The organism is Curtobacterium pusillum, assembly GCF_007680845.1.
Lineage (GTDB): Bacteria > Actinomycetota > Actinomycetes > Actinomycetales > Microbacteriaceae > Curtobacterium > Curtobacterium pusillum_B.
The window spans coordinates 1-318 of sequence record NZ_VEIY01000020.1 but is presented as its reverse complement, the minus strand read 5'-3'; the positions used below and the strand labels follow the sequence as shown (position 1 = coordinate 318).

Annotated in this window: 1 protein-coding gene; it reads left to right on the top strand. The window is 67.6% G+C overall.

What is annotated here, in order from left to right:
- Nucleotides 1–318, top strand: a 318-nt coding sequence (gene cydB, locus FS825_RS18450; RefSeq protein ID WP_144715901.1) for a cytochrome d ubiquinol oxidase subunit II, incomplete at both ends; no start/stop codon positions are given.

The window sequence follows — 318 nt, the reverse complement described above, 5'->3', positions numbered from 1 at the left end:
TGCCTGTTCGCGGCCTTCCCGGAGTGGTACGCGACGATGTTCTCCGGGTTCTACCTCGCGCTGCTGCTCATCCTCGCGGCGCTCATCGCCCGGGGCGTGTCGTTCGAGTACCGGCACCAGAACAAGCACCTCGAGTGGAAGCGCCGGTTCGACCTGATGATCATCGTCGGCAGCGCCGTGCCGTCGTTCCTCTGGGGCGTCGCGTTCGGCAACGTCGTGCGGGGCATCCCGATGGACTCCGGGCACAACTACACGGGCACGCTGTTCGACCTCCTCAACCCGTTCGCCCTGCTCGCCGGGGCCGCGACCCTCCTGGTG